The 25421-nt window shown below is 61.3% G+C and carries 19 protein-coding genes; 9 read left to right on the top strand and 10 right to left on the bottom strand.

All coding sequences use genetic code 11. The annotated features are described in order from the left end of the window. The first annotated feature begins 78 nt into the window (after nucleotides 1–78). Genes PXH66_RS11420 through PXH66_RS11405 form a run of 4 tightly spaced genes read left to right on the top strand, consistent with a single transcriptional unit; the run spans nucleotide 79 to nucleotide 6107 of the window. The gene (locus tag PXH66_RS11420; protein ID WP_330931615.1) at nucleotides 79–1491 is read left to right on the top strand and encodes a coiled-coil domain-containing protein; all 1413 of its coding nucleotides are present in this window, start codon (nucleotides 79–81) and stop codon (nucleotides 1489–1491) included. Nucleotides 1492–1516: 25 nt separating this feature from the next. Next, nucleotides 1517–2200, top strand: coding sequence for an HAD family hydrolase (locus PXH66_RS11415; protein ID WP_330932369.1), 684 nt, complete (start codon nucleotides 1517–1519; stop codon nucleotides 2198–2200). Between the two features lie 31 nt (nucleotides 2201–2231). After that, nucleotides 2232–4271 carry an excinuclease ABC subunit UvrB gene (gene uvrB / locus PXH66_RS11410; protein WP_330931613.1) on the top strand — a complete coding sequence of 680 codons (2040 nt, stop codon included), beginning with the start codon at nucleotides 2232–2234 and terminating at the stop codon, nucleotides 4269–4271. Between the two features lie 3 nt (nucleotides 4272–4274). Then, a complete protein-coding gene (locus tag PXH66_RS11405) occupies nucleotides 4275–6107 on the top strand; it encodes a hypothetical protein (RefSeq protein ID WP_330931612.1) in 1833 nt (610 codons plus the stop codon). A 225-nt stretch (nucleotides 6108–6332) separates the two neighbouring features. Here PXH66_RS11405 and PXH66_RS11400 read toward each other — a convergent pair whose 3' ends face one another. From PXH66_RS11400 to PXH66_RS11385, 4 genes are all read right to left on the bottom strand, one after another. Further along, nucleotides 6333–7229 carry a response regulator transcription factor gene (locus PXH66_RS11400; RefSeq protein WP_330931611.1) on the bottom strand — a complete coding sequence of 299 codons (897 nt, stop codon included), beginning with the start codon at nucleotides 7227–7229 and terminating at the stop codon, nucleotides 6333–6335. A gap of 63 nt (nucleotides 7230–7292) precedes the next feature. Next, nucleotides 7293–11129 carry a hybrid sensor histidine kinase/response regulator gene (locus PXH66_RS11395; RefSeq protein WP_330931610.1) on the bottom strand — a complete coding sequence of 1279 codons (3837 nt, stop codon included), beginning with the start codon at nucleotides 11127–11129 and terminating at the stop codon, nucleotides 7293–7295. Between the two features lie 74 nt (nucleotides 11130–11203). Then, nucleotides 11204–13435, bottom strand: coding sequence for a fused MFS/spermidine synthase (locus tag PXH66_RS11390; RefSeq protein ID WP_330931609.1), 2232 nt, complete (start codon nucleotides 13433–13435; stop codon nucleotides 11204–11206). A gap of 102 nt (nucleotides 13436–13537) precedes the next feature. After that, nucleotides 13538–14440 carry a LysR family transcriptional regulator gene (locus tag PXH66_RS11385; protein WP_330931608.1) on the bottom strand — a complete coding sequence of 301 codons (903 nt, stop codon included), beginning with the start codon at nucleotides 14438–14440 and terminating at the stop codon, nucleotides 13538–13540. A gap of 178 nt (nucleotides 14441–14618) precedes the next feature. Here PXH66_RS11385 and leuC point away from each other — a divergent pair, with 178 nt between their 5' ends. After that, nucleotides 14619–16046, top strand: a complete 1428-nt coding sequence (gene leuC / locus PXH66_RS11380) for a 3-isopropylmalate dehydratase large subunit (RefSeq protein ID WP_330931607.1) — start codon at nucleotides 14619–14621, stop codon at nucleotides 16044–16046. Between the two features lie 106 nt (nucleotides 16047–16152). Then, complete coding sequence (leuD, locus tag PXH66_RS11375) at nucleotides 16153–16755, top strand: 3-isopropylmalate dehydratase small subunit (RefSeq protein WP_330931606.1); 603 nt, start codon at nucleotides 16153–16155, stop codon at nucleotides 16753–16755. Nucleotides 16756–16770: 15 nt separating this feature from the next. Here leuD and PXH66_RS11370 read toward each other — a convergent pair whose 3' ends face one another. Both PXH66_RS11370 and PXH66_RS11365 read right to left on the bottom strand, forming a co-directional pair. Further along, complete coding sequence (locus PXH66_RS11370; RefSeq protein ID WP_330931605.1) at nucleotides 16771–18789, bottom strand: M64 family metallopeptidase; 2019 nt, start codon at nucleotides 18787–18789, stop codon at nucleotides 16771–16773. A gap of 15 nt (nucleotides 18790–18804) precedes the next feature. Next, a complete protein-coding gene (locus tag PXH66_RS11365) occupies nucleotides 18805–19443 on the bottom strand; it encodes a hypothetical protein (RefSeq protein ID WP_330932368.1) in 639 nt (212 codons plus the stop codon). A 269-nt stretch (nucleotides 19444–19712) separates the two neighbouring features. Between PXH66_RS11365 and PXH66_RS11360 the strand changes: the two genes are divergently transcribed. From PXH66_RS11360 to PXH66_RS11350, 3 genes are all read left to right on the top strand, one after another. After that, nucleotides 19713–20300: a MotA/TolQ/ExbB proton channel family protein gene (locus tag PXH66_RS11360; protein WP_330931603.1), complete on the top strand. Its 588-nt coding sequence runs from the start codon at nucleotides 19713–19715 to the stop codon at nucleotides 20298–20300. Beyond that, the gene (locus PXH66_RS11355) at nucleotides 20297–20695 is read left to right on the top strand and encodes an ExbD/TolR family protein (RefSeq protein ID WP_330931602.1); all 399 of its coding nucleotides are present in this window, start codon (nucleotides 20297–20299) and stop codon (nucleotides 20693–20695) included. The genes PXH66_RS11360 and PXH66_RS11355 overlap by 4 nt, the downstream gene beginning before the upstream one ends. Before the next feature lie 74 nt (nucleotides 20696–20769). Then, nucleotides 20770–21450 carry an SDR family oxidoreductase gene (locus PXH66_RS11350; RefSeq protein ID WP_330931601.1) on the top strand — a complete coding sequence of 227 codons (681 nt, stop codon included), beginning with the start codon at nucleotides 20770–20772 and terminating at the stop codon, nucleotides 21448–21450. On the opposite strand, the gene PXH66_RS11345 is transcribed toward PXH66_RS11350, so the two are convergent. The 4 genes from PXH66_RS11345 to argA form a co-directional block, all read right to left on the bottom strand. Further along, nucleotides 21423–22271 (bottom strand): histone deacetylase family protein, encoded by an 849-nt coding sequence (locus PXH66_RS11345; protein WP_330931600.1) that lies wholly within the window; start codon nucleotides 22269–22271, stop codon nucleotides 21423–21425. The genes PXH66_RS11350 and PXH66_RS11345 overlap by 28 nt on opposite strands. 65 nt (nucleotides 22272–22336) lie before the next feature. After that, the gene (locus PXH66_RS11340) at nucleotides 22337–23554 is read right to left on the bottom strand and encodes an MFS transporter (protein ID WP_330931599.1); all 1218 of its coding nucleotides are present in this window, start codon (nucleotides 23552–23554) and stop codon (nucleotides 22337–22339) included. 14 nt (nucleotides 23555–23568) lie between these two features. Further along, on the bottom strand, nucleotides 23569–24024 hold the full coding sequence (gene dtd, locus PXH66_RS11335; protein WP_330931598.1) for a D-aminoacyl-tRNA deacylase: 456 nt from the start codon (nucleotides 24022–24024) through the stop codon (nucleotides 23569–23571). 11 nt (nucleotides 24025–24035) lie between these two features. After that, on the bottom strand, nucleotides 24036–25385 hold the full coding sequence (gene argA / locus PXH66_RS11330; RefSeq protein ID WP_330931597.1) for an amino-acid N-acetyltransferase: 1350 nt from the start codon (nucleotides 25383–25385) through the stop codon (nucleotides 24036–24038). Between the last annotated feature and the right edge of the window lie 36 nt (nucleotides 25386–25421).

The following is a 25421-nucleotide window of genomic DNA, read 5'->3' as shown; positions in this document are numbered from 1 at the left end:
TGTTCGCCGAGTTAGTTGCCGGGGCACAGTAACAAGCGCGGTTGAAATCCTGCGAATGACTGCCTCAGTCTATGGTCAATGTATGGTTTTCTCTACCGCCTGGGCACCTGGCTGCTTCAAAAGGTCGGCGTCGCGGTGTTGATCGCAGTCGTCGCTTTGGTGGCGATGGGCATCTGGCTGTATGCGCGGGATCAGGTGGATGCGGAGACGCGGCGGGAAGAGTTTATCGAGCGGCTCGAAGCGTCACGAGTGGAGATCGTCGCCGCGCAGGCGACGGCGTTGCAAGCGGTGGCCAACCTGAAATCCGAAGTGCGCGAGCAGGAACGCCGCGTGGCCGCCGCCAATAAAATCATCGCCAATTTGCGGGCCCTGGAAAGCTGGTGGGAGAGCCTGTTCGGCAACGCGGAACAGCAGGCTGCGAATGTCCAGCAAGTCCAGCGCATGGAGGCCCTCAAACAGGAATCCGCGGGTAAAATCGCCGCGCTGACCGAGCAGTTGCAACACGCCATCGGCCAGTCCGAGGATCTCTCGTTCCAGTTGACCAACATTGAGAAGGACCTCGTCGGGGCGGCCGAGTCGGAGTCGGTGGTGTCGCACTACGTGCGCAATGCCTGGGACCAGTCGAAGGGCTATCTGCTGATCGCGTTGTTGGTCTACTTCTTCGGTCCGACCGTGGTCAAGTTACTCGCGTATTACGTGCTCGCGCCCGTGCTTTCGCGCGGCAAACCGATTCGGTTCGACACGGAGTTGGTGGCGATGCCGCACGTGCGACCGAGCGCGGTTTCGACCGAGGTCAAGTTGTGGTCGGGCGAAGTGCTGCGGGTGAAGGAAAAGTTCCTGCAAGCCAGTGATGAGCATCTCTCGCGCAAGACCCGCTTTCTGTTCGATTGGGCGATTCCGTTCACGAGTGTGGCCTGCGGGCTCACCGAGCTCGTGGAGATGCGCAATACGAAGGCAGGGGAGCGCTCTTCGCTGACGTTGTCCAACAGCGATGATCCGCACACGGAGTTGTCCGTGATCGAAGTGCCCGAAGGGGCCTCGTTGATTTTGCGTCCGAGTTTTCTCGTCGGCGTGATCACGCACGACGAAGAGAAGGTGGAGATTCGCCGCCGTTGGACCCTGTTTCGCTGGCAGGCGTGGGTGACCCTGCAGTTTCGTTTCTTCGAATTTGTGGGGCCGTGCCGTCTGGTGGTCGCGGGCAGTCGCGGTGTGCGGGCGGAAGTATTGCAAAGCACGTCGGATAAAACCCAGCCGGCCCGGCGCACCAACCAGCTCGCCACGATCGGATTCACGCCGTCGCTGGACTACCTGCCGGTGCGGGCGGAAACGTTTTGGGGCTACTACCGCAACATGAACCCGTTGTTCGACGACTTGTTCGCGGGGCAGGGCATGTTTGTCCTGCAGGAGACGGCCAACGATCCGGAAAAAGGCGGACCCGCTCGCTTCTGGCAGGCGATCTGGAACAGTGTGCTCAAGGTGTTCGGTATCTAAGCCGCTCCGCCAAATTTTCATGACTATGCAGCCAAACGAAATGGGCATGCTGTTCGACTGGGACGGCGTCATCATCGATTCATCAAAGCAACACGAGGAAAGCTGGGAGCGCCTCGCGACGGAGGAGGGCCGGGAGCTCCCGCCGGACCATTTCGTGCAGGGCTTCGGCAAGAAGAATGAGTTCATCATTCCGAACCTCCTCGGCTGGGCGTCCGATCCCGCGGAGGTGCGCCGCCTGTCGCTGCGGAAGGAGGCATTATATCGTGAGATCGTGGTTGAGAAAGGCTTGGAAGCGCTGCCCGGGGTGCATGATTTTCTCGATCGCCTGCGAGCCGCCGGTGTTCCCACCTGCGTGGGTTCGTCGACGCATCGGCAGAATATCGATACCATTCTCGGCGTGATGAAATTCGAAGGACTGTTCGACGACATCGTGACGGCGGAGGATGTCACCGACGGCAAACCGCACCCGGAGGTATTCCTCAAGGCCGCCGGGAAAATCAACCGGCCCCCGGAGCACTGTATCGTCTTCGAGGATGCGTTTGCCGGGATCGAAGCCGCTCGCGCCGGGGGTATCAAAGTCGTGGGCGTCGCCACCACGCACGATGCCGCCACGCTCACTCCTCTCGTTGACCGGGTCGTGCACCGTCTCGACGAACTCGCGGTGGAGGATCTCATGGGTTTGATCGACAGTTCCGCCGCTCGACTTTGACCCGGAAAACCCTGTTTCACGTTTTAACCTGATGTCGCTTTTCAAACTAGCCTCCGATTACGAACCGACCGGCGACCAACCGCAGGCGATCGAGGCCTTGGTGAAGTCGATCAAGGCCGGGAACCGCGATCAGACGCTGCTGGGGGTGACGGGGTCGGGTAAGACGTTCACGATGGCCAATGTCATCGCGCAGTGTGACCGGCCGACGTTGATCATGTCGCACAACAAAACCCTGGCGGCGCAGCTGTATTCCGAGTTCAAAAACTTCTTTCCCGACAACGCGGTCGAATACTTCGTCAGTTACTACGATTATTATCAGCCCGAGGCCTACATCTCTTCCACGGACACCTTCATCGAGAAGGATTCATCCATCAACGAGGAGATCGAACGCCTGCGCATCGCCGCCACCAGCTCGCTCGTATCGCGCCGCGATGTGATCGTGGTCGCGTCCGTATCCTGTATTTACGGACTCGGTTCACCGGAGGACTTCAAAACGCTGCGGTTGGAACTGCGCCGGGGCAAAACCCTGCCGCGGCAGGAGTTGCTGGAGCGGCTGGTCGACAACCTTTACGAGCGCAACGACTACGATCTGAAGCGCGGTCGTTTCCGCGTGCGGGGCGATGTGATCGACGTGATGCCCGCCTACAGCGAGCAGGCCCTGCGCGTCGAGTTGTGGGGCGACGATGTCGAAAGCATCAGCGAGTTCGATCCGCTGACCGGGGACACGATTCGCTCGTTGGATCAATTCGACCTGTATCCCGCCAATCAATACGTCACGACCAAGGACAAAATGGAGGGCGCGGTGGCCAAGATCAAAGCCGAGCTCGACGAACGGGTGGCCGAGTTCGAAGCGGCCGGCAAGTATCTCGAAGCCCAGCGCGTGCGCATGCGGACGAATTATGATTTGGAGATGCTGCAGGAGATGGGGTTTTGCAACGGTATCGAGAACTACTCGATGCACATGGCGGGACGGACGGAAGGTGAGCGCCCGACGTGTCTGATCGATTTTTTCCCGGAGGATTTCATGGTCTTTCTCGACGAAAGTCATGCCACCGTGCCGCAGATCGGCGGTATGTTCAACGGCGACCGGGCGCGCAAGACGGTGCTGGTCGATCACGGATTTCGGTTGCCGTCGGCCATCGAAAATCGACCGCAATCTTTTGCCGAGTTTCGCGAAATCACGAAACAGACCCTCTACGTCTCGGCGACGCCGGCCGCCTATGAAATCGAGCATTCCGCCGTCGTGGCCGAGCAGGTGATTCGTCCCACCGGATTGCTCGATCCCGAGATCGTGTTGCGGCCGATCAAGGGCCAGGTGGAGGACCTCATGGGCGAGGTGCGCGCCGCGGTCGCGGCGGGGGAGCGCGTGCTCGTCACCACCCTCACCAAGCGGCTTTCAGAAGATCTTACCAGTTATCTGCGCGAGTCCGGCATTCGGGTCGAATACTTGCACTCCGACATCGATGCGATCGAGCGGGTGGAGATCCTGCGCAATCTGCGCCTGGGTAACTTTGATGTGTTGATCGGGATCAATCTGCTGCGGGAGGGATTGGATCTTCCGGAGGTCGCGCTGGTCGCGATTCTGGATGCCGACAAGGAAGGTTTCCTGCGCAGTGCGACGTCGCTCATTCAGACGGCTGGTCGCGCGGCCCGACATGAGAAAGGTCGCGTGATTTTTTACGCCGACAAACGCACGGACTCCATTCTCCGCACCCTCGAAGTCACCCAGTCCCGCCGCGAGAAGCAGCTGGCTTACAACCAAGCTCACGGCATCACGCCGCGCGGGGTGCAGCGCTCGGCTCAGGCCAGTCTTCATGTCTACGACGGCACCGGAAAATCAACGGAGGTCGAGCTCGCGGCGGCCGAAGACAGTGGCGAAGACGTGGCGGCGGTGATCGCCGAACTGGAGGTCGAAATGACCGATGCCTCCACTCGTTTGGAGTTCGAACGGGCCGCGTTGTTGCGCGATCAGATCGAAGCGCTGCGCACGGGGGACTACAAAAAACTGGCCAAGGTCGGGCAGGGCAAAAAACGCGGCGGCAAAGGCGCCGGACGCTACCGTCGGTCCTGAACGATGGCCGCCGGACATTACCACGTTCGTTCGGTCTGGTGGCATGGCTGGGTGCGGACCTGGGCGCTGGCGGTGGGATGCCTTGCGCTGATGTCCGTCGCCTCGGCCGCGGTCGAAGTGTCGCCCGCAGCCGCGTTGCAGCCGCCGACCGAGGAGTGGGTTAAAGCGACGCTGCACAGCTCACCGGATCTCGTTTGGGCGGAGATTGAAACGACGGCGAGTAACGCGGCGCTGGTCGCCAAAGCCAAAAATCGCACGGATGCCATGGAGGGTTGGTTGCTGGTGGCGCGTTGGTCGCGGCTGATGGGGACGAATGAGCGCGAGGTCACCCGGCGCTGGGCCAACGCGATCAACTCGGCGCGACTTGGCCATGCCAACATGGCGCGCGATTACGATCCGCCTTCGCGGGCGCTCAGTGCGATGGTTTCGCCGCAGTTTTTTGTTAATCTGATCTCCGACCGGGAGCTCTCGCGCAGCTTTTTCGACCTGCTCACGCCTTACGATTATTTGCCCGGAGTTTTGGCGATTCTGGATCGGTTGTATCAGGACGATCCGGCGGACTTTGTCGCGTATCAGGAACTGGCGCTCGCGATTGCGTTGGTCTTCGACGTGCCGCCGCCGCCGCATTGGCCCCACGGACAAGTGTCGCCGGAATTGTTGCCGCGCACGTTACCCGAGCCGTTGGAGGCGTTTCATTTTTGGGTGAAGTCGGACCGCGCGCGCAAGACGTTGCACCGGTTGCAGCGACTTAAGGCGTCGGAGTTGAAGTTTGTCGTGAGTGCGGCGGCATCGTTCGAAGACTTGCGCTGGGCCCAGGCGAGTCCGCAGCTTAATTTCAGCACGTTGCCGGGAACTTATGATGCGATCAGGTATCGCGACGATCGGGCGGATCAGTCGATCTTCGACTGGCCGGGCTCGAGTTACACGTTGCCGACGATTTTGAGCCAAGGCGGCATTTGCATCGACCAAGGTTATTTCGCCAGCGAGATGGGTAAAGCGCGCGGCGTGCCGACGTTGTTGTTTCGCGGGGTCGGACTGGATGGGCGCCACGCTTGGTTTGGCTACTTGGATGCGAAGCAGAAATGGCGGCTCGATGTCGGCCGTTACGCCGAGCAGCAATACGTCGCGGGCGTCGCGTTTGATCCGCAGACGTGGGCCAATGTGAACGACCACGAGCTGGCGTTTTTGGCGGAACGATTCCGGTTCCTGCCGAATTACCAGCAGTCCCGCGCCTGGCAGTTCATGGCGCAGGAACACTTGCGCCGCAATGAAGTGGAGGACGCGATCGCCGCGGCGCAGCGTGCGGTCAACTACGAGTCGCGCAACGTGGCGGCGTGGGAACTGTTGCTGCTGGCGCAAAGCACGGCGGAGTGGCCGGTGATCAAACGCGAGAGCACGATGCGATCGGCCGCACGCTCATTCCAACGTTACCCTGATCTCAACGCCCGGTTCATGCGCGAGGTCATCGCGGCGATGCGCGAACGTGGTCAAACCAGCGCCGCCGATCACGAGGAGCGTCAACTCGCCCGCAAGTTCACCGTCGACCGCTCGGATCTCGCGATCTCACAGGCGGCGGAAATGCTTAACCGCACCATGGTGGAGGACCCACCGGAAGTGCAGTTGCGCGTGTTTCAGAACGCGTTGCGCCAGTTCGGGGTGGGCGCGGGCATGGATGCGTTTGATCGGTTGGTGGAACCGTTCTTCGATTACACGCTGGGCCAGGCACGACGTAACGATGCCGGCATGGTGCTCACCATCGCCCACCGGGTGCTGCAGCCGCCCGCGGGCAGTCAATTTGCCCAGGAGATACAGCGGCTCGCGCAGCAGCTCCGCTGATCCTAAATTCCGCAGTTGGATTTTACAGAAGGCAACGAAGAGCACGAAGCTGGAACGAGTTGCAGGCGATTATGGGCATCAATTCATTCACCCGTAAGGTGAGTTGGATGCCATGCAATTTACTCGATTTAACTCACGTTTTTACAGCGCTTTGTTAACTTTGTTACCTTCTGTGAACTGCGTTAATTAGGCTGATGTGGGCGGCGAGGGTCGCGGCGGAAAATTTTAGTTCGTGGCGATGCCGCCGGGCCGCAGGGCTTCCTGCGCGGTGACGGCCGCGGCCGCGCGGGTTTCGCAACCGAGTTTGCGGAAGATGTTTTCCACGTGCTTGTGGATGGTGCGCACGCCGGCGCCGAGGATGGTCGCGATGTCGGGGTTGCTTTTGCCCTGGGCGATCCACCACAGCACTTCGGCCTCCCGCGACGTGAGTCCGAGGGCGAGGAGAGCCGAGGGGTTGGGCGACGGGGCTTTTTCTTCGAGGACGAAAAACGAGAGGTCGTCGCGACCTGACTCGGTGAAGCGACGCAACGTGAGACCGGAGTCGGGTCGGCGCAGGCTGGCCGGTAGTTCGCCGGCGGTCTGATAGTCATCGCAATGGCGGTGCAGCAGTGATTCCGCGAGGCGCGTGGTAAACACCACCATGCCGCGGGCGTCGGTGATGATGACGGCGCGGTCGAGTGATTTTGCCAATTGGTTTTCCGCGTCGATACGCAACGCGAGTTCGTCCTCCAAATTGCGCCGGAGGGACAGGAGTTCCAGATGGGTTTTCACCCGCGCCAATACTTCCTGTTCGAAGAACGGTTTGACGATGTAGTCGACCGCTCCTTCGTCGAACGCGCGGACTTTCTGGGCAGGTTCGTCCAGTGCGGTCATGAAGAGCACCGGGATACTGCGCCATTTGGCGTTTTGCTTGAGGCGGCGGCAGGTTTCGAATCCATCGAGTCCGGGCATCATGACATCGAGCAGGATCAGATCAGGCGTGGCGTGCTGCAGCTGGGCGAGCGCACTTTGTCCGCTCTCGGCGACCAATACCTCGTGGCCGGCGTCGCCCAATGCTTCGAGGAGCACCCCCACATTGGCAGGAGTGTCGTCGACGACGAGAACAGTGGCGGTATCGGACATGGGGATCGGGCAAATGCGAAACGATTGCGCAGGGTCCGTCAATCAGTCGGTAAGGATTACACCCTAACTTTCGGTGACGCTCAATTCCTCCAACCGGGTGCGGATGCGATCCATTTGGAAGCGCGCGGCGAGGTTTTGCAGTTCGGCGATCAAGGGCGGCGGCGGATGAGCGGTGCGGGATATCTCGGCAAGCGCCGAACGAAGACCTCGAATGTCGCCGCGTTGCGCCATGGGCAGGAGAGTGCGAACCCAGCACGCGTCGGTGGTCGCCCCCGATGCTGGCGAATGAGAATCCGGGTCCCTGCTGATCGGAGATGCTTCGTTTTCGATCCATTGCAACCCCAGGACGCGACTCATGCGTTGGAAGAGGTCGTCCTCCCGGAATGGTTTCGGGAGGAAATCGTCGCAACCGGCGTCGAGCGCGACCTGCGCGTCGAAGGAAAGCACCGATGCCGACATGAGCACGATGCGCGGGGTGGGGCCGTAGGTGCGACGCACGACGCGCGTCATTTCAAGACCATCCATACCCGGCATCCTCAGATCGAGAATAATGGCATCGGGTCGTTCGCGGGCGAGGGCGGCGAGCGCGTTGGCGGCGGACTCGAACAATGCGACCGTGAAGCCGAGGGGCGTGAGTAAATCGCGCAGTAGATGGCGGTTCACGGCCACGTCATCGACCACGTAGAGCGATCTACGCGGGCCCGCGTAGCCGGTGACGATGCGGCGGATGCTGGGAACGTCGGCCGGTTCGCTCGGCATGATTTCCGCCGGCAGATCGAATGTGAATGAACTGCCTTTGCCTTTCGCACTGCGCAGGGAGATTTCGCCTCCCATCATCTCCACGAGGCGTCGGGAAATCGAGAGGCCCAGACCCGTGCCCGGCTCGGGCGGTCGCGCATCGACGGCCTGGTGGAAGGGCTCGAAGAGGTTCGCTTGGTCCTCATGGGAGAGACCTACGCCGGTGTCGTTGACGTGGAAACGAATCCTCGGGCCGGCGGAACCCTCGATTGTCGAAACGGTAAGGGTGACCCGACCTTCGTGGGTAAATTTGACCGCGTTGCTGAGCAAGTTGTCGAGCACCTGGCGCAGCTTGGGCGCATCGCCGAGGAGGTGGCTCGGCAGGTGGGGGTCGGCCACGATTTCGAAAGCGAGCCCTTTGTCCGCGGCACGCATTTCGGTGGTGACGGCGATGTCGCGCAGGAGGTGAGCGAGGTCGAACGGGGCGGTGCGCAGTTCCAGTTTGCCGGCTTCAATTTTGGAAAAATCAAGCACTTCATTGATCATGGTCAGCAAGTGCTCACCGGAGGACGCCACGACGCGGACCTGTTCGCGGCCGTTCTCGTCGAGAGTAGGGTTGCGTTCGAGGATTTGGGCATAGCCGATCACGCCATTGAGAGGCGTGCGCAGTTCATGGCTCATGTTGGCAAGAAAAGTGGATTTGGCGCGGTTGGCGGTTTCGGCATCCGTCTTTGCAATCGCGAGTTCCGCGGTGCGTTGATCGACCAATTGCGCGAGGCGTTGTCGTTCCCGTTCTGCTTTGCCCGCGCGCCAACGTTCGAACCCGACGAGCAACCCGATCACCCCGACAAGGTAACCCGCATAGGACACGTGGCGCCGATACCACGGCGGAGTGACCCGGAAATCAAAGCGCGCCGTGTCACTGATCGAACCAGCCTGATCCATCGAACGGACCTCCAAGGTGAAAGGTCCGCCCTCGAGATTGGTGAAACTGACCTGGGGAATTTCACTCGGCTCGGACCATCGCGGGCTGAAGCCCAACAAGCGCGTCTGATACCGCAGACCCGTCGCCAAGTCGAAACGCGGATTGGCGAATTCGAAGACAATGGGTTCGCGCGAATACGGAAGTTGATAGTCCGTTTGCCCGGCCGTCAGTCCCGCCAGAGGCAGGTGGCGATCGCCTTGACGCACCGACCGAATGGCGGCTTGCCAAGGCGAGGCCGACTCCGCGAGACGATCCAGCTCAATGCGCACGTGGTTGTCGTATCCCCGCGCCCACAATACGGGCTGCTCACCACTTTCATCCACGTGCACCACGGCCACCCCGGCGAATCCGATCTCATCGAGCACCGGGCCGGGGGCGGAGCGCCAGAGCAGTGAGCCGTCGGATTGGGGAAGAAAACGGCCAAACGGATACTGGGCCGACATCGCGCTTTCGCCGAAGACCGACGCCCACGTGGCACCGTCGGGTGTCACGATCGTCGGGGTCATGGCGTGGTCGTTGGAACCGTTGATCGGATAGCGATCATCCGGTTCGAATTGTCGGGAGTTTTTGTTGAATTTCACCCCACCCGCATCGGTAAAGAAAACGGTGCCGTGGCTGCCCGGAGTGACCGTGGTCCACGTCATGGCCTCCGGCAGCCCGTGGCCGTGGTGGTAGTTTTCGAACTCGAATGCCGTCCCGACCTGAACTGTATTGGCCGCTGGGATACGCCAGAACCCCGTGCTGTAACTGGCGACCCAGACGTCACCGTCGTCCTCCTCGACGAGCGTAAAACAAATTCCGACGCCGAGTTGTTGCGCGATGATCTCCCATTGCCCCTCCTCGGTGCGCTCGACCACAAAAAAACCATCCTGGCCTGCGATGAAGTAGCGGCCCGGGTGGAATTTCGAAGGAACGAGCATCTTGGGTTGGCTCTTCGACAGATCGATGAGCAGCTCGTGTTGGTCGTCCGGTAGCAAACGGTGCAGACCCGCCGCGCTGGAGAAGATGAGTTGGTCATCGATCGTGCTGAACGCAAAGACGTTGGTGAGATCGGAAACGATACGAGTAAAGTGGGCGGAGTCTCCCGTTTGGGCATGGGGGGGCTGCAAACGATACAGGCCATCGAACGCTCCCGCATATACGTCTCCATGGTAACGATACCACCCGTCGATCGTCCCCGGGGTGGGGCCGTTGGTCTCATCAAATATCGTCACCGCGCTGCGAAAGTCGATACGCACCGCGCCGGAATTCAGTCCCGCCCAAAGGCCGCCGGTCGGATCGATGAACAAGGAGAGCACGGCGTTGTCCGCGAGACCGTTTTCACGGTCGAGTCGGCGCACGCGGCTGCCATCGAGCAGCGCAATAACGAGTCCCCGCTGGCTGGTGGCGACCGCGATGGATCCGTCGCCCAGATTCAACGCCGCGTTCACTCGTGTCGTTTTGACGAGCGCATCCAGTGCGCCGTCGACGCGGCGAAATGACTGCGTGGTTTTATCGAGTTCGAAAACCCCTCGCTCGCCGACCACCCACAACGGATCGGCACCTTCCCGCGGCACGGCGAAAGGTCGCCGCCCGGCCAGAATGTCCGCATCGCGTGCCACCGTGATGAGTTCGTCACCGACGATTTGAACGAGTTGGTCGTGAGCAGAAATCCAATAGAGTTCGTCGCCGGCTTTGATCAGTTCTTCGCCTTCACCGGGCTCGGCGCTGGGCCAAATTCTCAAATCGTTTTCACGATAGCGAACCAAGCCATTGGGCGTGCTCAAATAGGGGTCACCCAGATGTTCCCGGACGCTGCCATCGCGACCGACGCTGCGCAACTCCGGCGGCAATTCGTCCAACACGGAGTGGTAGGTCATTTTCAACTCTCCCGGCGTGGCGAGGTAGTAACCCAAATGATCCATGCCCGAACTCCACACGCGTCCGTCCGGAGTGGCGGCGATGCGATAGGTATAGGTCAGGGGCGCGGAATGATGCATCCACCGCACGCCGTCGAATTGGAGAATACCCTGCACGTTGGCCAAATAGATGAAGCCATCCGTGCCTGCCGTGATGTCGAAGATCTGCGGATGGCCCAAATATTCGGTGGGGCGAAAATCTCGCATGATCGGCCGACCCGACTCGACGTCCAACAAGTTGGCCCGCATCGGCATGCTGCCGAATAGAACCCAAGCCATAGCGTGAAAAATACCGAATCTAGGTTTCACGGTTTTGAAGGCATGGAGCGTCGGCCCCGGCGTCAACCACCCGCTCAACGGAGGACGGACCAGAGGCTGGCGAAGTCGTCCGTCCATCGCGGCCCATGTAACGTTTCCGGGCTCGCGATGCCGGTTGCACGGGTGATGGCGTCGACGTCGAGCGTGCCGCGTTCCCGCGCCAGAATGATCCACTGACTGGCAAAGTCCCACCAGTCGTCCGAGGCGGGGTAGTGGATGATGTGGGCAAGAAACATGTCGTGCGCGCGGGCATGCCCCTCGAGCACCGGCCGCAGATCAACGAGGCGATTGGAAATATTGAAAACCAACACCCCCGCGGGAGCGAGGCGATCCAGGTAGGACTCGAACGCTTCGGTGGTGAGCAGATGCATCGGCACGGCGTCGCTGCTGAAAGCGTCGAGCACCAGAATATCGAACCGGGGCGATGACCGGGCACGGTTCTCCCGCTCGATCAACTGTCGGCCGTCGCCAACCACGATTTCGATCTCCGCTTGGCTCCGCGCCAAAAACTGAAAATGCCGTTCCGCGAGTTCGACCACATGGGGATCAATTTCGTAGAAACGGATCCGGTCCCCGGGCATCCCGTAACTCGCGATGGTGCCCACGCCCAGTCCCACCACGCAGATGTTTCGCCCGACGTTTTGATTCGACCGGGACAACGCCCGTCCGATTCCGCTGTCGGGATGATAGTAGCTGGTGGGATAATCGACGAAATCCGCATGGGTGAGCTGGATGCCGTGCGTGGTGTTGCCGTGAGCCATGAACCGAGCGTGGGCGCGGGGATCCGTGGTCGGATAATCCGTCACGGTCACGGTGCCGTGAAACCCGCGGCGCACCGCGACGGTGTCGGGCGCGGGTTGCAGTGCTGAGCCAAGGTAGTGGAAAATCAACCACAACCCGAGCACCGCGACCCCCCAACTGGTGCGACGCTGCCAGGTGCGCACCCAGCCGTGGCGGTGATCGCCCACGGCGAAGATGATCACGACCACGACGAGTCCGAGTTTCCACCGTTGGGCGACGAACCATGTCAGCACATGCTGGCCAAGGTGATCGAAAGCTCCGGTGCGCAACAGCGGCACCATGGCAAGGGCGAGGAGTTGGCCGATGCCCCAGGCCACCGCGCGTTGGCGATCCCGGGTCCGGAGAATTTCCCGACCGACGCAGAGGATCAAGGCACTCCACAGCAGCGGCAGATCGATGTTGTGATCGAACCAATACGGGGAGAGCACCGCGACGATCAGCGTGCCCAACGCTCCCCCGGCCGAAATAGTGAGATAGAAAAGGGTCAGATACCGGGGCTGAGGTCGGGAGCGAAAGAGCTCACCATGGCAAATCAGACCGGCCACCGCCAAAGCCGTGAGATGGCCGCCAAGTAGTTGCCCGAATGATGCTCTGGTTCCAAACACGCGCAAATCGAGCGAGACTGCTGCCGCCACGAGCATGGCCCCGGCCAGCAATACCGGTCGATAACCGTGGGCCCGACCGAACGTGACCACAAAGGTCAGCAGATAAACCGTGATCGGGGCCAACCACAGAAACGGCACCGCGGCGATATCGAGGGTCAGCGTTTCGGTGGTGGCGGCGAGTAGACCGGTGGCGAGGCCGGCCCACACGAGCCAATGCGCCATTTGTCGAATGGTCGGGGGCGGTGTCGCCTCGGCCACGGGCGCAACCTCGGCAACCCCGCCAGTCGCGCGTCGAGTTCGCCCACACCAGAAACAAACCACCGTAAACCCCACGAACCCGATCGCCCAGCCCCACGCCTGATGCGCCCGGGTGAGTGTCGTCTCGATGACGAAGGGATATGCCACGAGGGCCAGTAACGAACCGACGTTCGACAGAGCGTAAAGGCGATACGGTGAACGATGAGGAAACGTGTCGCTAAACCACCGTTGCACGAGCGGACCGGTTGCCGCCAGCAGCACAAACGGGAGACCGACGTGGGTGATGAGCAGGCGCAGGACCTGACCGATGGGAGACGTGCTGGCGTCGCCGGGATCGATGGCATCGGGCATGGGAGGCAACCACAGAAACGCCCCCATCAACAAACCGAGATGCACGGCCACTTGGTGTCGTGCCGCCAGATATTTCGTCAGCACGTGCGCATACGCATAGCCGACCAGCAGCGCCGTCTGAAAAAACAACAAGCACGTCGTCCATACGCTCGGCGATCCGCCGAATTCCGGCAGCAGGTAACGACCCATGATGGGCTGGACCAGAAACAGCAGAAAAGCGCCGAGAAAAATGGCGACGGCAAAGGGCAGCATGGCAGCGGGGAGGAGGAGCGAACGGACGCCCGCCCATGCAGGCGAGCTTTCCCGGGCGCGAACCAACTCGTTTCGTCCCCGCGCCACCAGATCGTGACGCCATCAAGTGACTTGAGCAGCGGCCAGAAACGCTTTCAACGCCGGAGGGTTGTCGGCGGTGTCGCGCCATGCCAGCGTGAGGTGGCTGACCGGAGTAGGGCCGGTGAGCACGCGGAACACGACGTCATTGGGCAAATTGCGCGCTTCGGAAGGACACATGAGCGTCGCGCCGACGCCCGCTCGCACGAGCCCCACCGCATTGGCGCGCGGCCAAACTTCCTCAGCGATGTGCGGAGTCACGCCGGCTTCGGTGAATGCAGCCAAAGTCCGATCGTAGAAACTCGAGTTGAGGTGACGTGGGAACAGCACGAACGGCACCTTGGCCATGTCGCGCAGACGCAGCGTTTTTCGTTTGGCCGCCGGGTGATCGGCCGCGAGCACGACGCCATTGCGTTCCCGCAACAGCGGACGGGTTTGAAAGCCCGGCGGCAGCATGTGCGGGTGCAAAAAACCGCAGGCAATGCGACCCGTGCGCAGAGCCTCCACCTGGGCCGACGTCGGCGACTCGCTCAACTCCACGCGCACCTTCCGATGCGATTGGGAAAACGCCCGCAGGATCGCCGGCAACACCGTGGCCATGGCCAGACCCGTAAAGCCGACGCGCAGGATGCCGGTGCCGCCGGCGGCGATCGACTGAAGTTCGGCCGGCAGGCGCCTGAGTCGCAACAGAATGGGTTCCACCCGATCCAGCAGATCCTTGCCCGCCGCCGTGAGTTCGACGCGTCGACGCGACCGCGAGAACAACAACACCCCGAGGGATTTTTCCAGCTGCGCGATCTGGCGCGACAAAGCGGGTTGGGCGACGCCCAACGACTCCGCCGCTTTGCGAAAATGGAGCAGTTTTGCCACCTCGCGAAAGTAGACGAAGTGGCGCAGTTCGAAATCGTATTGATACTCACGAGGCATCAATAAACACCAAGCAAGTATTTAAGAGGTATCGCAAGCTCTGTTATACTCAGGGCGGTTCAGTTAGTTGTGTTAACCGCGGAGGTCGCGAACCTAGCAAAGTTTTCTTGTGATTTCTTAGCCCCCCTTGCGACCTTCGCGGTTTTTCTTTCACTGATCCGTTTCGCAAATCTCTCTCATGGCCCAATCTCTGTTCGAAAAAGTCTGGAACGCCCACACGGTTCGCACCCTTGCGAACGGGCAGACCCAGCTGCTCATTGGCACGCATCTGATTCACGAAGTCACTTCACCGCAGGCCTTTGGCATGTTGCGCGACTTGAACCTGCCCGTGCTGATGCCGACCCGCACATTTGCCACGGTGGATCACATCGTCCCGACCGACCAGTTCGTCGAGCCGTATGCCGATCCTCTCGCGCAGGCCATGATGGATGAGCTCCGCAAAAACTGCGCGGACAATAACATCACTTTCTTCGATCGCGGCACGGGCAAGCAGGGTATCGTGCACATCGTGGGTCCCGAGCAAGGCATCACCCAGCCCGGCACCACGATTGCCTGCGGCGATTCCCACACCTCCACGCATGGCGCGTTTGGTGCGATTGCGTTCGGCATCGGCACGACGCAGATCCGTGACGTGCTCGCCACGCAGACCATGGCGCTGGGCCAGCTCAAGGTGCGGCGCATCGAGGTAAATGGTAAGTTGCGTCCGGGCGTCTACGCCAAGGACGTCATCCTCCACATCATCGCTCAACTCGGCGTGAACGGCGGCACCGGTTTCGCTTACGAATACGCGGGTGAGGTCTTCGATAATTTCACCATGGAGCAGCGCATGACCGTCTGCAACATGTCGATCGAAGGCGGTGCGCGCGTGGGTTACGTCAATCCCGATGAGACGACATTCGAGTATCTCAAGGGCCGTCCTTACGCTCCGACAGGAGCCGATTGGGATGCTGCGGTCGCTCGCTGGAGCGATTTTGCGTCGGACGAAGGTTGCCGCTATGATGACGTCGTCGTGATCGACGCGGCGGACATCGCGCCTTCGGTCACGTGGGGCATCAATCCGGGGCAGGGGATTTCGATCGACCAAAGCATCCCCGATCCCGAGACGGCGACGACGGTCGACGAGCGTGCTTCCATCGAAGAAGCGCTCGAATACATGAAGTTTGCGCCCGGGGCTCCGATCAAAGGCACCAAGATCGATGTGGCCTTCCTCGGTTCCTGCACCAACGGCCGCCTCTCCGATTTTCAAGAAGTTGCCAAGTATCTCGAAGGCCGCCAAGTCGCTCCCGGCGTCAAAGCCATCGCGGTGCCCGGCTCGCAGATCGTGGCCGCTCAATGCGAAAAACTCGGCATCGACAAGATCATCGCCGCCGCCGGTTTTGAGTGGCGGGCCGCCGGATGTTCGATGTGTCTGGCGATGAACCCCGACAAGCTCATTGGGGACCAGCTCTGCGCCTCTTCCTCCAACCGGAACTTCAAGGGCCGCCAAGGTTCGACGACCGGACGCACGATTCTCATGAGCCCGCTCATGGTCGCCGCCGCCGCCGTCACCGGCGAAGTGGCCGATGCCCGCGAAGTCTTTGAAGTCGGCGAACTCGCCGCCGTTTAGTCTTCAACATTCTCAACCACGAAATACACGAAACCCGCGAAAGCCGTCCGTCGGTTACCCCTTTTCGTGTCATTCGTGTATTTCGTGGTTAATTCATTTTCCTGACATGGCTTTAGCAAAAATCACCTCGATATCCGGCCGCGCCGTTTACGTCCCCGGCAATGACATCGACACCGATCGCATCATCCCGGCGCGCTTCATGAAGTGCGTCACCTTCGACGGCCTTGGCGAGTATCTGTTCTACGACGTGCGCAAGGACGCCGACGGCAACGACCGGAAGCATCCGCTCAACGAGGCGCGTTTCAAGGGCGCGACCATCCTCCTGTCCGGGGCCAACTTTGGTTGCGGTTCTTCCCGGGAGCACGCTCCGCAAGCGATCCAGAAATACGGTTTTCGTGGCGTCGTGGCGGAGAATTTTGCCGAGATCTTTTTCGGTAACAGCACGACGCTCGGCATGCCCTGTGCCACCGCTGCCCGCGCCGACATCGCCAAGGTGGCGGCCGCGATCGATGCGGACCCGACGCTTGAGGTCACGATCGATGTCGACGCGCAGGTGGTGCGTTACGGCGACGACAGCATTCCGGCCGAGATCCGGGGTTCCGCCCGTGACGCCCTCCTCAACGGCCGGTGGGATGCCATCGCCGAACTTCATGAAGGCGTGCCGCAGGTCCAGGAACTGGCCGGCACGTTGCCCTACATGAAGGCCTGATTCCGGCGGCCCGCGTCAGGGCAGCTCATAAACTTCGACCAGCGCGACCCCGGTCGTATCGCTGTATCCGCTGATGGTGGCCGTGTAGGCCCCCGGCTGGATTTCCACGATCAACGCCGAGTCGAGACTCGATTCATGGGGGAACGGGAAAGCGCCCACCGCGGCGAACGCGGTTTTCAAGGCGTCGGCTCCCGCCCAATCGTCGTTGCTCGCGAGCACGGTGGTTTCGCCGAGCACTCGCACGGTGAGCACCGGGTCGACGAGCACACCGTCCACCCCGAAACCTCCGAGCGTCGGGCCCACGGCCCGGATCAACAAGCGCGCGGGAACGTTCCCATCATAAACAAAACCGGCGATCAAGGCGTCGGACCCGATGCCGACCTGGCTGCGCGCAGAGAGATTGACGAGTCGCGGCGTGTCGGTGCTGCCGGTATCGTAGACCTCTACCAGGGCGATGCCGGTGCCGTTGTCACCGCTGCCGACTTGGGCCGTATAGGCTCCGTTGGTCGTGGCATGCAGGAGCGCGGAGTCGGCGCTCGAATCATCGTCGAGAGGGAAGGCTCCCACGGTGACGAAGGCGGCTTTCAGGTTGGCGTCGCCGTTCCAATTGTCGTTGGTCGCCATGGCGCTCTGACCCAACGGTGCGAGTGAAACCGTGGGATCAGCCAGCGTGCCGGCGACTCCGAACGTGGCCAACGCGGGACCGATCACACGGACCAGCAGGGACTTTTCGGTTTGATCGGCAGTGGCTTCCCCGATGGCGAAGCCCACCGTGAGCGTCTGGCTGCCGGTGCCGGCTTGGGTGCGCACGGAGAGATTGGTCAAACGGCCGTGGGATGCGACGACTTCCCCGCCGTCGTCGGGTTCACCCGTGCCGGGATCGACGGGATCAAAACTCACCGTTGCGGCGGCGCTGATACTGCGACCCACGGCGTTGGAAACCTCCACGGTATAGTCGCCCAGATCGGCGGTGGTGACGTAGGCGCGGGACAGGGTTGGGTTGGTTTCACCAACCAGAAACTGGCCATTCAAGGCCCATTGATAGGTAAACGGGCCCGGCCCGGACACGGTGGCGGTGAGGGTGAGCGATTGGCCGGACACGACTTGGGTGGGGTCGGGTTGGTCACTGATGACCGGGGCGGTCGTGGCGTTGTTGATGTTGAGGCGGTTGACCGCGTCGGCGAACGCGCGGAGATTTACCGGCCCCCAGGGGCGACCGAGGGAACGCATCTTGGAATTATAAGTAGGACGGAAGCTGCCGGAGGTGCGATAGTTGCTGCCTTCCCAAGCCCCCACCAGTTCCTCCCCTGAAGGAACTTCGGTGGTCGGGATCGCGGTGGTGTCCGTGATGAATTTTCGCCAGGAAATTTTGGTGCGATCGGTGAATTCGGTGGAATTGGCAAATTCGCCGGCGGGATAGTCGGACGCGATGGCTTCGTCGATATATTCGTCGGTGAGTCCGGCGAAGCTGTGACCGCTCTCATGGAGCACGATTTCGTCGGAGGCGGCGTTCAAGGTGGTATACATCACCGCGCCGCCGGCGCCACCGTAGCGGGTGGAATTGATGATCACGACGACGTAGTCGTATTCCGGGGTGTAGGTGGACAGAATGGTGTAGATCCGGTTATAGCCGACGGGATCAGAGACGTAGGCCAGGCGGGCGTTTTCACCTTCGACAAACGTGGACTTGTAATAGGTGTCCGGAGTCAGGTTTTCAGCGGGAATACCCGTGCCCGATTCGTTGCTGGCGGTGAACACCGCAAAGCCATTCGTGAGAGAGGCGAACGCGGACATGGCGGGGTCATTGACGATGACTTCGAGCATGTTTTCGGCCGCGGTGAAAAAGTCCTGTTCCTGGGCGGCCGTGAACCCGTCGCCGAGCAGCACGATGTTGATGTGATTCGAGGTCGGGCCAGAGTCCCGCAACGTGCGTAAGACGGGAGATTGGGCACTCGCCGTGAGTCCGGAAAGCAGAGCGATGATTCCGAGCAGGGACGGGAAACGAAGGACAAATCGGCGCGACGGCGTAATCATGATGGGCGGGAGTGCTCAGGGAGAAGGTTGCAGCGGCAAGTCGGCGATGAGCGTCCAGATCATGGACGTGGCGTCATCGGCGAGACCGAGGCGTTGGAATCGAATGCGATGAGCCCGGGATTCGCCGGGCACCCGGAGGATGGCGCGAGATTGTTCGTGGTCGACCCGTGTGGTGGTCATGCGTTGGGGATCGTCACTGGAGGGATGTTCGAGCCGTTGATTAACGGGATCCGCGAGCGAGCCTGTGACGGTCACTTGGCCGGTTGCGTCGAGAATTTCGTAGCGTAGCTGCCCTGGCGTCTGCCGCAGGGGAGGTGTTTTGGCGCGACCCGCCGCGCCGACCGCGCCGACGAGGCGCACCGGCCCGTTGCGGTTGAACTCGATCTCCAGAAACACCATTCGTCCCGGGATGGTATTTTCGGCGATGGTGGCGTAAATCTCGGTGGATGGCACCGGAGGCTCGCCGTCGTTTTCCGGGTTCGGGCGATCACCCGAAACCGGCGCGCTAATCGACGCCCGCGGCTCGATCTGATCATCTTCGGTCGCCGGCGAAGGCTGTTGCGAAACCGGCTCCGTCCGCTGGTCCTCCGCGGGCCACCACCGCCAGATACAGAAGACGCCGAGGCAAATGATCCCCAACCCAGCGGCAATCATCTGGCGCCGGGCACGAGAGGGAGGATTGGAGGGGCCGCTCATTGGGTTCGAAAGCAGTCGCCAAGGGACGACGTATTCGGAGGCGTCGCGAGTCTAAAGCGATGGCGGAGAGGGCGGGCCGTGCGGCGGAATCCGGTTGATGGGGGTGGATGTCGTAAACAGGGGGGGAATCCGTCCGGGGATCATGGTCCCCTTGACGCCCCGGGCCGGTTAATGAAGTTTTCCTGAACCTTTTCGATTTCACTGCGTCTCAACGGACGCTGCTTCCCATGACTATTGCTTTGATCGACATTTTTGCAGGTGCTGACGTTCTCGTTTATCCGCTCGGACTTTGTTCGCTGGTGATGGTTTTCATCATCTGCGAACGCGCTTATGCGCTGCGTCGCGATGCGGTGATGCCCGACGACTTGGTGGAGGCGGTGGTGGACGGTAAAAGCGTGGCTGGCGGACGCGATTCCGTGCTGGCGCGGATTATCGAGTTTTCGCAACGGCACGATGACGACCCCGATGCAGTCAAGGCGTTCGCCCGCCTCGAACTCAATCGTATGGAACGCGGACTCCCGTATTTGGATATCATCTACGCCGCCGCCCCTTTGCTCGGTTTGACTGGCACGGTGTGGTCATTGCTGCGGGTGTTCTCGTCGTTGACCAGTGAAACGGGCCTGCCCGATCCGGTGGCGTTTTCCAGCGGCGTCGCGTTGGCGCTGTCGGCTACATTGCTGGGTCTAGCGATTGCGATTCCGGCTCTGGTGGGAGGCGGTTGGTTGCAGCGCAAAGTGGAAAACTATGCGGCGCAACTCGACGTGATTCTCGAGCGCATCGTGGGGAGCGCGGGCGGCGAAAAATCCGATTCATGAGTTCGCTCTATCAGCGCCGCCGCAAGAAGCGGGAGATGAATCTGCTCCCGCTGATCGATGTGCTCGTGATGCTTATCTTTTTTGCATTCGTGACCATGCAGTTCCGGGCGGCCGAGACGTTGAACATCACGCTGCCCAAGGTCGATACGGCGGGTAAGAATGAGTTCAAGGGCACCGTCACGATCGGTGTGAGCAACGAAGGTGTCATGACCTTCAATGGCCAGGTCGTGGGGGAGGAGGAAATCTCGGATTTGCTCAAACAGGTGCGCGATGTTGATCGCGATATCCCGGTGCTCATCGCGGCGGATGAAGAAACGCCGCTGCGCACCGTCGCCTTTCTGATGGATGCCTGCCGCAAGACCGGGTTGAACAAGTTCAGCTTGCAAAGTCGCTAGCAGAAGCATCACGAACCATCCGAAAAGTGATCCCGGGGTGGACGCCTGGCGGTTCTATCGTGTAGTTCGTGGTTATGAAAATCCTCATCACTGGTGTTTCAAAAGGACTCGGTCGGGCGCTGGCCGATTTTTACATGGAGACGGGTCACGAGGTGATCGGTTGCGGCCGCGATCCGGAGAAGATTTTGGACCTGCGTTTTGGCTGCGATGAGAAGCATCGTTTCGACATCGTCGACGTGGCTTTGGCCAACAAGGTCGACGTCTGGTATGAAACGGTTTCGGCGTCCCATGGCCCGCCGGACCTGATCATCAACAACGCCGCACTGATGAACAAACCGGCACCGCTCTGGGAGGTGCCGACAAAGGAGTTTCACCAACTCATCGAGGTGAACGTGTCGGGGGTCTTTAATGTCATCCACGCGTTCGTGCCGGAGATGATCGCGCGCGGCACGGGAGTGATCGTAAATCTTTCCTCCGGCTGGGGCCGCAGCACGTCGGCGGAAGTGGCACCGTATTGTGCTTCCAAATACGCCATTGAGGGACTCACCCAGGCCATGGCGCAGGAGTTGCCCGATCCCATGGCGGCGATTCCGCTCAGTCCCGGCGTCATCGCGACGGAGATGTTGCGCACGGCATGGGGCGAGAGCGCGGACAGCCATCAAACGCCGGAGGACTGGGTTAAAGTCGCCGGTCCGTTTATTCTCCAACTCGGCCGCAAAGACAACGGTCAGAGCCTGTCCGTGCCCGCAGCCTGAGCCACCCGCAGCACGGTATCGGCGTGCAACCGCGCGGTCATGACCCGGTCGCGGTTGTAACCCCCGCCGTAGAGAACCGCCGTCGGAACCGAACCGGCAGTCACTATTTTCAATACCTGGTGATCGCGGGCGGCAAAGTGGGCGGTCGTCAGTTTCATCTGACCAAATCGGTCGTGCTCGTGCAAATCCGCTCCGGCGATCCAGAAAACAAATTCGGGTGCAAACGCCTCGAAGGCCGGTGTCAGCGTGGCTTCCAATTGGTCGAGATAATCGACCCCGTCGACGTAGCGGGGCAACGGCACGTCGAGGGAGCCGGGGGTTTTTTCCGCCGGGTAGTTTTTGCCCACGTGAATCGAGTAAGTGAATACGTTGGCATCGGCGGCGAAGATGCCGTTGGTGCCGTTGCCTTGATGGGCGTCGGTATCGATCACAAACACGCGGGCGGCGGGCGCGGTCAGGCGGAGTTCGGCGATGGCGATGGCCACGTCATTAAGCACGCAGTATCCGAGGCCGCGGTCAGGAAAGGCATGGTGGGTGCCGCCGGCGAGATTGCAGGCAAGGCCGTCGTCCCGCGCGGCCCGCATGGCCCCGAGAGTGCCGCCGACTTCCAAAGCCGAGCGGGCGAGGAGGGCGGCGCTGGCCGGCAATCCCAGTCGCACGGCAGCGGGTCGAGGCAGCGTGTTTTGTTCAATACTGGCCAGGTAGGCGTCGGTGTGGATGCGTCTCAGCTGCGAGCGGGTGGCGGGCACGACGGGCTCAATCCGCAGGCCGGGAGATTGCGCTGATCGAATCATGGCCTCCGCCCGCCAAAATTTATCCATGGGAAACGAATGCTCCGCGGGAAGCGGGTAAACGTAGTCGGCATGATAGAAGCAACGCATCGGCTTTAGCCCTGTGGTGAAGCGGTGAGTCGCGACGCCCGCCAGGCGCACAACGCTCCCATCCCGGTCAGTGCGGAAAATCCGGTGAGCATGACGGGAAACGTCACCCCGGCTTGAATCAGCCCGCCGGCGAGCGCCGGCCCGGCCGCCGAGGAAAATACGGCCAACGACCCCGTGAGTCCCTTGATGGCTCCGAGCTTTTCCGGACCGTAAAGTTCGGCCCAAATGGCGGTGAGCACATTGCCGGCCGAACCGGCGGTCAGCCCTGCGAGCACAAAGAAACCAACTCCGGCCCAGGGGTGGGAAACCCATGCGAGCAACAGAAACCCGGCCGCGACCGGCGCGGCCACCCAGCCGACCAAGCGCATGGCACCATCGCGGTCGATGCGTTGTCCCGAGGTCAATGACGTCAGCGCGCGGCAGATGGCGAAGACGGTGAAGAGCGACGCCATGAACGCCATACTCCAGCCTTTGCTCGCGGCGATGGGAGCTTGATAGAGGAACGCGGCGGTCATCAGCATGGGCAGCAATACCTGCACGGGTAGCAGCCACCAAAAGCGGCGGTCTCCGGACATGAGTTGAAAGGAAGCCCATAGATGACCGCGCGCGGAGGGTCTCGGAGCCTGAAAGTCCGCCGCCACGAATGTCTCAAAGCGAGCCCTTCGAATTAATGGGGTGACGATGATGGGCAGCACGATCAGATAGAGAACAGCCACTCCGACCCAGATGAGTCGCCAGTGAACGATCAGGAGCAACGCGGCCGTGAGCGGTGGCAAAATGGCCTCGCCGAGCGGATAACCCAAAGACGACAGCCCTAGCGCCAGCCCACGGCGTTTTTCGAAACCCTTGGCCATGGTGGTGTTTGAGATATGCGTGACCAAACCGGGTCCACAGAGTCGGAGTCCGGCCACGGCAAACAGCACCACGGCGGGATGCGTCGCCACCGCCATGAGCAGGGACGCGAGTCCGAGCGCGTAGAATACCCGCCGAGTATAAACGGCGAGTTCCGTGGTGTCGTAAAAGGCGGCCACGAAGGGCAGCGCCAGCGCGCCAACCAGCGTGCCGGCCGCGTAGAGCGTGCCAAAGCCGCCCGCCGTGATCGGCAAGGTGGCCATGAGCGCGGGAACGAACAGCGAGATGAAGAACGTCTGTCCAAAGCTCGTGAAGAGCGTTGTGCCGAGGCCGAACGCAGCCTCGACGGGTTGCTCGCGAAGGAAGCGCACGTAGCCCACGGCGCTCAGTCTTTCTGTTTGGTGTCGATGATGATGGTCACGGGGCCATCATTGAGCAGGCGCACGGCCATCATGGCGCCAAATTCACCGGCAGCCACGGGACGATTGCCCAGGGCGGTTTGGAGCTGCGTTTTAAATGTATCGTAAAGCGGGGCGGCCACTGCGGGCGGTGCCGCGTCGTTGAAGGAGGGGCGGGTGCCTTTGCGAGTCCGGGCGTGGAGCGTGAATTGACTGACGACGAGAGCCTGTCCACCGGTGTCGAGCAGGGAACGGTTCATATTGCCGTCCGCATCCGGAAAGATGCGCAACTTCGCGATTTTCTCGGCCAACCAACGTCCGTCCTCGGCGGTGTCCTCCCGGCCGACGCCGAGAAAAATCAGCAGGCCGGGACCGATTTCACCGGCGATGCTTGGGCCGATGGTGACGCTGGCCTCGGTGACACGTTGGATGACGACGCGCATGAGTCGGCGACTCAAACGGTCGCGCCGAGATGGCGGATGAGAATGCGGGCGTTGCGACCATTGGCCTCATAGACTTGCCGCCGTGATTCGGGCAGCTCGGCCTTGTCGGCTTCTTCGAAACCGCAGACCGAGGTGAAAAATGTCGGGTTTTGGGTGGAGAGGGCGAGGAGTAGGCTGGCGCCTTTTTCGGCGGCGCGCAGGGCGGCGAATTCGACCATTTTGCGGCCGACACCCCGGTGATGGTGGAACGGCATGACGTAGAGCGAACCGAGTTCGGCGACGGTCGGTGCGTTCGGGTAAAACTGCAGGGTTACGCAGGCGACGATGTTTTCATCGACCTCGAAGACGTAGAATTGATCGATGTTGGCTTCGATGGCCTCGGGGGTGCGGTGCAGCAGTTCCTCGCGCTTCACCGCGCTGCGAGTGAGACTGTGGATGAATCGCACGTCATTGGCGTTGGCTTGGCGAATCTGTTGATAGTCGTTGCCGTAGATGAGCGTGCCGACGCCCTCGCTGGAGAAAATCTCGTTGAGCAATCCGTCATAGATTCGGCCATCAACCATATGCACGCGAGGAATGCCCGCTTCGATGGCCTTGACTGCATGCAGTGCTTTGGAGCGCGAGCCCATGGCGATCGAGTCGGGGGAGGAATCCATCACGTCGCGCAACGCGGCGACATCGATATCGCGCCGCAGTTGGCCATCGATGCTGAGACCCTCCTGCTGGCTCAGGTAGATGACCTTGGTGGCCTGGAGCGTCTCGGCGACTTCGATGGCCAGGAGGTCGGAGTTGATGCGCAACGTGTGGCCATCGGGGCCGAACCCGATCGGTTGGATAATCGGGATGATGTTGGCGTTGATGAGATGGTGCAGGGTCTCCTTGTCGATGCGATCGACTTTGCCGGTGCGCTTTTGATCAACGCCTTTGAGCACGCCGGCGGGCAGGGCGCGCACGGCATTGGTGATGGCGCATTTGAGGCCGTTTTGGGTGAGCCCTTCGAGCACGAGATGCGAGACACGGGAGGAGGCGCGCACGGCGAGATCGAGGGTGGAGGCGTCCGTGACGCCGGTGCCGTCCGCGTTGGTGATGGGCACGCCCCGGACTTCGGAGAGTTCGCTCAATTGGAGGGAGATGCCGTGCACCAGCACGACCTTGATCGAGAGGCTCCGCAGCACCGCGATGTCCACCAGCAGGTTGGAAAGATTGTCGTCGGCGATGACGGCACCATCCAGCGCGATCACGAACACCTGGTCCCGGAACCGGGGAATGTATTTCAGAATACCCCGAAGGTCGGTCGGTTTGATGGTCGTGGCGGCGGCGGCGGCGGCGCGCGATGGAGAGAGGGGAGAGCCTTCGGTCATGGCGGTCAGAGTCGGGGCGTTGTCGGTTAAGCCGTC

The organism is Synoicihabitans lomoniglobus, from assembly GCF_029023725.1.
GTDB lineage: Bacteria > Verrucomicrobiota > Verrucomicrobiia > Opitutales > Opitutaceae > Actomonas > Actomonas lomonigloba.
Note: the sequence above shows the minus strand (reverse complement) of the source record. Positions and strands in the feature narration are given on the sequence as shown.